The following is a 5,796-nucleotide window of genomic DNA, read 5'->3' on the forward strand; positions in this document are numbered from 1 at the left end:
AGGGATGTGCATTCTAAGCATTCCCTATTTTTTGTCAACACTTAATTTTAAGAAGTTTTAAAGTTAAGTTTTACTCGACCCTGACTCGTTGTTGCTTTGCTTAATCAGCGTAGCGCTCCGTGTCAGTGGGGTCGCATTATAGGGCGGCGAATAAAAAGCGCAAGCGGTTTTTGAGGAATTTTTGAAGAAAAGTGATAAAAACGGATAGTTCGAGTAAAAAAAGACCAGTAGAGCTTATTTTAAATACTTAGTCGAGTCATTCGACAACACAGTTATGACAACTAAGCATCATAGTATGACGTAACTCAACTTTTACAGCCCTCAATACAAAGTAATTCTTTTTCAACATGCTAGGGGGAAGTAAAGGTTTTGACTACGCCGCTTCGTTCTTGTGGTTTCTGCGTTTGCGTCTAATCTTAATGGCATCATTTAGCATCAGGACATGTTTAAATGGAACTAAACAGCATTCATTCTTTTTTCCATCAAGCATATATGCCCCACGGACATTGCTATTTATGGCAACCGCACCTACTTTGGACGAATGTTATTTCGGACTTGGTGATAGCTGCTGCTTATTTTTCTATTCCAGTAGCAATTATGATTTTCGCAAAAAAACGCCCTGATGTAGGGAGGCACTGGCTTTTTATATTATTCTCCAGCTTTATCTTACTATGCGGTATTACTCACCTAATTGGCATATACACAGTATGGCACGGTGCGTATGGCATTCACGGTATATCGAAGCTACTAACAGCGATAGTATCGATGATAACGGCAGTATATTTATTTCGACTGATCCCCAGTGCGGTCGCTATTCCTACACCTAGTCAATTCTTCGGAGTAAGAGATAAACTAAGTAAGCTAACCACCGAGCAAAAACAATTAAAACTACAACTCATTGAGCATAAAACTACAGAATTTATGCTTAATAGTTTACCCATAAGCACATTACTGCTCGATAAATCGGACAGGATCATTAAGTGTAATCCTCAGCTTCTCAATGAATTAGGCTATAAAGACGCGAAACTTATGCTCGGCACAAAGTTATCCGAACATATACAACTTGAAGATCCGTTTTGTAACTTGTCTTCGGTATTAAAACAAGCAAGACATAATCAATCTCAACCCGTCGAACAACTATGTCAAGTTATTACCAAAGACGGTATAACATTGCCGATGGAAATGAGGCTTATCAACACTGTCTTTGACGGGCAAGAATTTACATTAGCAGTATTCAACAACCTATCCTCGTATCGGAAACTTAAACAACAGCTTGACGCTTCTCATCAAAGAATCGAGCGCGCGATCAATGCCACTGAAGATGGTGTCTGGGAATGGGACATCACCAATGACCATGTCATTTACTCTCCAACTCTTATGAAAATGATTGGTAAAGAGCATTTAAAAAACCCAACTTACCTAGATTGGTACGAACACATTCACCCTGATTACCGAGAGAAAGTTGAGGCTGCCATACGCATTCATTTTGAAACCCAAGAAAAACTACAAGTAGAGTATCTAGGACGTAACAAAGATGGCGTGTACGCATGGTTTTTGGCGGTTGGAAACAGTCAGTTCGATTCGAACGGGAATGCCTGCATTATGTCTGGTGCACTTCGTTATATTCAAAATAGTAAACAGCTTGAATCACAAATTGTAGAAAAGACCAACATACTAAACTGTTTATTCGATGGCGCTAATCAGGCTATTTGGCTCTTAAAAGTCGAAGTGGATGATGATTTCACTTTTTTGCAATACAACCAAGCTGCATGTGAGCGAACAAACGTTAGATCTCAAGACATAATAAACAAAAGATTATCACAACTTAGCGGTTCCGTATTTCCTACAGCCATCGCCGAAAGGATTGGTAACAACTATTCACTGTGCTGTGAAACCAAAAGGCCCATTGAATACGTCGAAACCTTGCCGTTCAATGATGAAGAACGATGGTATCAAACTACGCTTTATCCAATGTTGGATAAAAAAGGTGAAGTAGAAAAAATAGTAGGTACTGCGATTGATATTACAGCTCGAAAGTTGGCTGAACAAGAGCTCGAACACAACAAGGTATTCTTAGAGCAGATAATTAACTCGGCCGTATGTGGCTTATACCTTTATGACATTAAGCACAAGCGCAATATCAGGATTAATCAGCGCTATACAGATCTACTTGGATATAATATTGGCGACCTCAAAGAAATAACCATCACTGACTTGGTCCATCCAGACGACAAATCTTCCATGCAAAAGCATTTGGATGAAGTAGTTGATGAAAAAGCACAAAAGCTTATCCCTATCGAGTATCGTGTCAGACACAAAAACGGTAGCTGGATATGGTGCAGTGCGGTAGATACAATCATATCTAGAGATGACAATAATAACCCGAGTATTTTACTCGGTACCTTCGTTGATATCACAGAGAAGGCTCAGCTTTTATTAAAATTAAAAGCGTCAAATGAAAATCTAGAGCACTTTGCATTTCTCGCATCGCATGATTTACAAGAGCCATTAAGGAAGATTATTGCATTTACTGACAGCTTATCTATTCGCCTAACAGAACATATCCAACATGACGAAAATGCTCAGTTTGAGATGTCGCGGCTGATTGAAGCAGCGAATAGAATGCGAACAATGATCCAAGATTTGCTCAAACTATCGAGGCTCCAGTCACAAAAAATCAAGCGCGTTCCAACCACATTAAAATCAATCATAGACGATACAAAAGAACAAATGAGTTACAGCCTAGAAGAGCATGATGTCAAAATAAGTATCGATACTCCCGATAACACGCTTGAAGTTGATCCCTCACTATTTGTACAAGTATTTCAAAACCTCTTTGCTAATAGCCTAAAGTTTAAAACTCCTGACTCATTACCTGTCATACATATACACAGTGAAGTTAGAGATAATCGCATAATGATCTATTATGAAGATAATGGCATCGGTATAAAGGAACAGTATTGGCAAAGTGTCTTTGAGCCGTTTAAACGTTTAGATAATGGCAATAAGTATTCAGGTAGTGGTATTGGTCTTGCTATGTGCAAGGAAATCGTTAAGTTACATGACGGTGATATAAGTTGTAAAAGCTCAGAAAACCAAGGTACCACTTTTTTGATTAGTTTACCGCGAGATAGAGACTAAACATGGATATAATCTTAGTGGATGATGACGCAGACGATATTTATCTCTTCACGACCGCGTGCGAACACGTGGAGCCAAAGCCAAACCTTGTGGTACTACAAAATGGCGAACAATTGCTAGATTACATTGACGCGCATAACAACCTCAGCGGCCAAGTTTTTCTGATTGATTTAAATATGCCAAAAATGGGCGGGTTGGATGCCATGAGGCACATACAACAAAAAGGATTGAGTGAGAAACTGTGTTTGATAAGCTACACCACATCAAGTCACCCGTCTGACATAGAAAGCGCATTTTCATTGGGAGCGAAATCATACATCACTAAACCTAGTAAAATAGTTGATTTAATTGAATTACTACAAGTGCTAATAAAATACTGGTTTAACTATAACCACTTCGCAAGGACACATTGATGAACCGATGGCTAATATATCTATTAGAAGATAATGATGATGATGTGTATCTGATAAAAAGCACTTTAAGCAAATACAATGGTCGCCACCAATTTAGACTTAAGTCATTCAATAACATTGAAACCCTCAAACAAGCTACTCTTCAGTGTTCTCCAGATATTCTCTTAATGGATCTCAATTTGCCAGAAAGTACAGGTCTCAATACGCTTATCATTGTTAAGCATTTTGTTGCATGCACTCCCATAATAGTCCTGACAGGCAATTCAGAGGACGGAATAGGAGAAAAGACCATTCAACTCGGCGCACAAGACTACATCCCCAAGCATGAACTCACGACTTCACTACTTGCTCGGACAATCGTATTTTCAAAAGAGCGCTTTGAACTGCGACGAAATTTAGAAAATATGGTGGTAATGGATAAACTCACCATGCTCAATAATCGAGGTTCCTTTGATACGGAGTTACACAAATATGTCCAAGATGCGATTCGATATAAAACCCAGTTTGGATTGCTATTTATTGACTTAGATAATTTTAAATCTGTTAATGATGATCTAGGGCATCAAGCTGGCGACCAACTATTGAAAAGTATTGCAGCAAAGCTAAAAATGTTTCGCAGAACATCAGACTTTGTTGCCAGATACGGTGGTGATGAATTCGTAATCATTGCACCGCACGTATCAAACAAAGAGCAACTAGCTAAACTAACACAACATAAATATACATTACTAGCCGATAGCTATTGCATTGAAGGAGCCAATAACCAAATCCATGAGGTAAACTTAGAACTTAGTATTGGTGCCGTTTTATTTCCAGACGATGGTGATGATGAAACACAATTACTGAATAACGCTGATACTGCAATGTATCAAGCTAAAGAAACAGGCAAGCCGTACAAAGTCATGAGCTAACTCATACAAGAGTTATTCTCGCCTAAGTTATCTAAACGCTTTTTAAGGGTAAGAACTGTTTCAGTTTTATCATACAAGTTTTACCCTTATACATTACATCCAGTCGCTATTTCTTATAATACCGACAGCCAGCCCTTCTATTACTAAAGATTCATGTTCCAAATCCACTACAATGGGTGAGAACTCGTCATTTTCAGCGTGCAAATAGACTTTCTTACCCGCTTTTTCTAGTCTTTTCACTGTAACCTCATCCTCAACGCGGGCGACAACGACTTGACCATTTTCAGCGACTTGGGTGCTATGTACTGCCAATAGATCACCATCTAGGATCCCTATATCTTTCATACTCATCCCATTAACCCGTAATAAGTAATCTGCCGCAGGTCTAAACAAGTTTGCATCTATCTGACAATGGCTCTCGACATGCTGCTGCGCAAGAATAGGTTCACCTGCTGCAACTCGGCCTATTAATGGTAGACCCATTTCCTCAGGTTCTGGTGCCTCAGTCAAACGAATCCCTCGACTAGCACCTGGCACCATTTCAATGACCCCTTTTTTCGCCAACGCTTTGAGGTGCTCTTCTGCTGCATTGGCGCTTTTGAAGCCTAGTGCATCCGCTATTTCGGCTCTTGTTGGTGGCATACCTGTATCTTTAATAAATACCTTTATCAACTCAAATACTTGTTCTTGTCTTTTTGTTAGTGGACGCATATCACTGGTTTTCCATACAGTACATTTACTGTGAGTATATACAGTTGATATAAAATCGCAATGCCAAACCTTATATATTAGAGACAAACTAGTCTTTTAGAAGGGTGATAATGTTGGAAAGTACATTCTTGTATGCGGGAATAGGTAAAAAATATAGCACAAAGGGTTAGCGATATAAGCGAACACGCTCTTTTTTCGCAAGGGCAGATGAGCTATTTTATAGAACGCTGAGAGATCCTTAAGAATGTTGAGGGAAGCACCTGTGAAGATTGCTTGCTTCACCTTGCGCAGAACTCTCTGTGTCGCTACTTCGTGGTCACAAAGATTCTACACAACAAAAAACCCCGGCTCTTTCGAATCGGGGTTTTTCTTAATAGGAGCCTGACGATGTTCTACTTTCACATGGCAGCTGCCACACTATCATCGACGCTGTTTCGTTTCACTTCTGAGTTCGGCATGGGGTCAGGTGGGTCCAAAACGCTATTATCATCAAGCAAATTCTTTGCTTTTGTTCTTATTCTTATTTCTAAAATTAGGAGCCTGGCGATGTTCTACTTTCACATGGCAGCTGCCACACTATCATCGACGCTGTTTCGTTTCACTTCTGAGTTCGGCATGGG

4 protein-coding genes and 2 rRNA genes are annotated in these 5,796 nt (G+C 39.5%); 3 read left to right on the forward strand and 3 right to left on the reverse strand.

What is annotated here, in order from left to right; all coding sequences use genetic code 11:
- The first annotated feature begins 450 nt into the window (after positions 1-450).
- Genes C2M32_RS06645 through C2M32_RS06655 form a run of 3 tightly spaced genes read left to right on the forward strand, consistent with a single transcriptional unit; the run spans position 451 to position 4,465 of the window.
- The gene (locus C2M32_RS06645; protein ID WP_105167684.1) at positions 451-3,141 is read left to right on the forward strand and encodes a PAS domain-containing protein; all 2,691 of its coding nucleotides are present in this window, start codon (positions 451-453) and stop codon (positions 3,139-3,141) included.
- A 2-nt stretch (positions 3,142-3,143) separates the two neighbouring features.
- On the forward strand, positions 3,144-3,554 hold the full coding sequence (locus C2M32_RS06650; protein WP_105167685.1) for a response regulator: 411 nt from the start codon (positions 3,144-3,146) through the stop codon (positions 3,552-3,554).
- Positions 3,554-4,465 (forward strand): two-component system response regulator, encoded by a 912-nt coding sequence (locus C2M32_RS06655; protein ID WP_105167686.1) that lies wholly within the window; start codon positions 3,554-3,556, stop codon positions 4,463-4,465. The genes C2M32_RS06650 and C2M32_RS06655 overlap by 1 nt, the downstream gene beginning before the upstream one ends.
- 93 nt (positions 4,466-4,558) lie before the next feature.
- Here the strand turns inward: C2M32_RS06655 and lexA are convergent, their stop codons facing one another.
- The 3 genes from lexA to rrf (C2M32_RS21155) form a co-directional block, all read right to left on the reverse strand.
- On the reverse strand, positions 4,559-5,176 hold the full coding sequence (lexA, locus tag C2M32_RS06660) for a transcriptional repressor LexA (protein WP_105167687.1): 618 nt from the start codon (positions 5,174-5,176) through the stop codon (positions 4,559-4,561).
- 379 nt (positions 5,177-5,555) lie between these two features.
- A 5S ribosomal RNA gene (rrf, locus tag C2M32_RS06665) occupies positions 5,556-5,670 on the reverse strand.
- A gap of 44 nt (positions 5,671-5,714) precedes the next feature.
- A 5S ribosomal RNA gene (gene rrf, locus C2M32_RS21155) occupies positions 5,715-5,796 on the reverse strand; the annotation flags it as partial.

The sequence above is a fragment of the Pseudoalteromonas sp. T1lg23B genome (assembly GCF_002964665.1).
Taxonomy (GTDB): Bacteria; Pseudomonadota; Gammaproteobacteria; order Enterobacterales; family Alteromonadaceae; genus Pseudoalteromonas.

Coding starts and splice junctions, on each gene's coding strand:
- C2M32_RS06645 (WP_105167684.1), top strand. CDS start 451: ATGGAACTAAACAGCATTCATTCTTTTTTCCATCAAGCATATATGCCC.
- C2M32_RS06650 (WP_105167685.1), top strand. CDS start 3,144: ATGGATATAATCTTAGTGGATGATGACGCAGACGATATTTATCTCTTC.
- C2M32_RS06655 (WP_105167686.1), top strand. CDS start 3,554: ATGAACCGATGGCTAATATATCTATTAGAAGATAATGATGATGATGTG.
- lexA (WP_105167687.1), bottom strand. CDS start 5,176: ATGCGTCCACTAACAAAAAGACAAGAACAAGTATTTGAGTTGATAAAG.